General features: G+C 72.6%; 2 protein-coding genes. One reads left to right on the top strand and one right to left on the bottom strand.

What is annotated here, in order from left to right:
• Nucleotides 1–118 precede the first annotated feature (118 nt).
• The gene (locus tag ACFTZL_RS44775; protein WP_382596355.1) at nucleotides 119–172 is read right to left on the bottom strand and encodes a hypothetical protein; all 54 of its coding nucleotides are present in this window, start codon (nucleotides 170–172) and stop codon (nucleotides 119–121) included.
• A 370-nt stretch (nucleotides 173–542) separates the two neighbouring features.
• Between ACFTZL_RS44775 and ACFTZL_RS44770 the strand changes: the two genes are divergently transcribed.
• A complete protein-coding gene (locus tag ACFTZL_RS44770; protein ID WP_382596352.1) occupies nucleotides 543–1,541 on the top strand; it encodes a ScbA/BarX family gamma-butyrolactone biosynthesis protein in 999 nt (332 codons plus the stop codon).
• Nucleotides 1,542–1,574: the final 33 nt, after the last annotated feature.

Here is a 1,574-nt window from a genome sequence, read left to right as displayed (position 1 = left end):
GACGAGGCCCATCCGGTGCGCGTCTTCGGAGACCGCGCACCGGATGCCCAGGACGGTGTCGCCTATACGGCGTACGGACCCCGGGACCGTGAACTCGCCCTCTGGGCCACCGACGCCGTCACTCCCGAGGAATCCACACGCGCATCGGTCCCTGCCGACGGTTCGCCCACACGCAGTACGGAACTGCGGTCAGCCGTACGGCGGCTCCGTCGCTCCGGCGCACTCCGCCGGCACTGAGGAGCGTCACACCGCCCAGCAGGTGAGGGTGTCGCCGGGTGCCCAGAGGCGGCGCAGCCGGAGCCGGCCAGCTTCGCGGGGCCCTGCGGGATGCTCACCTCGGCGTTCGTTCTGCGCAGGGCGGTGTGCGCTCCGCCGGTGGGACGGATGGGGCCTTGGCCTGTGGTCGTGCCTCCGCAGCATCGCACACGTCCCGGTGGGTGTTCCGCGCGGCGTGACGAGTGCGTGAGGTGGGCGTGAGCCGTCGCTGGGAGCGTGGGCCGACGTCAAGGACAGTCTGGGAAAAGGGGATTCGCGTGACCGTGATGGCCGAGACGGACAGCGTCGGCGCAGCGCTGCGTGCGCTCACGTTCGAGCACACCGTGGCGAAGGCGCTCGTACACCGCCGGGCGCTGTCGGAGGTGTTCCTGACCGACAGCACGGCGGTCGACGACAGCCATTTCGTGGCCGGGGCGCAACTGCCGCCGTCCCACGCCTACTACACCGACCACACGACCTGGTCCGCGGTCGATCCGCTGTTCCTGCTGGAGTGCTGCCGCCAGGCCGAGACGCACGCGGTGCACGCGCACTTCGGGGCGCCGGACGGCACCAAGTTCGTTCTCCAGCAGTGGTCGATGGAACTGCCGGGCCTGGCCGCGCTCCAGCCCGCCCACGGGCCGGCCGAGGTGACGATCGCGGTCACGACGCACGACGCGCAGTGGGTCGGGGGCTCGCTGCGCGGTCTGCGGTACCGCATGGCGATCACCGTCTCCGGGCAGCCCGTGGGCGAGGTGTCCATGCGGGTGAAGTACGTCGCCGACAGCGTCTACGGGATGCTCCGCGGCCGCCGGGACGGCGGCGGCACCCCGACGTCCGAGTCCTACCGTCGGCCTGCCACCGAGGGCCTCGTGAAGCCCGGGCGCGTGGGCCGGGAGCGGCCGGAGAACGTGGTGCTGCTCGACCCGGTCACCGACGGCCGGCAGGTGCGGGCACGGCTGCTGGTGGCCGGCGGGCACCCGAGCCTGTTCGACCACGCCCAGGACCATGTGCCCGGCATGGTGCTGATGGAGGCGGGACGGCAGACGGCCCTGCTGACCGCCGAGGAACTCTTCGGGGCCCCGGCGGCTTCGTGGTCGGTCACCGGCCTTGAGGCCTCCTTCGACGCCTACGCGGAACTCGACGAGCCCCTGACGGTGGTCGCCGACGGCCACGGGCCGGGGGACGCCGTTGCCGGGGCCGTCTCGATACCCGTGACGTTCGAGCAGGCCGGGCGTGGTGTCGCCCGGGCGGCCTTCACGCTGGAACGCGGCGGCGCGGGACGGTAACCGCGAAGAGAACGGGCCGGACCCCATGGGGTC

This window comes from Streptomyces sp. NPDC056948 (assembly GCF_042674225.1).
GTDB lineage: Bacteria > Actinomycetota > Actinomycetes > Streptomycetales > Streptomycetaceae > Streptomyces > Streptomyces purpurascens.
The sequence above is the reverse complement of the archived record's forward strand: the minus strand, read 5'-3'. Positions and strand labels throughout refer to the sequence as shown.

Coding starts and splice junctions, on each gene's coding strand:
- ACFTZL_RS44770 (WP_382596352.1), top strand. CDS start 543: ATGGCCGAGACGGACAGCGTCGGCGCAGCGCTGCGTGCGCTCACGTTC.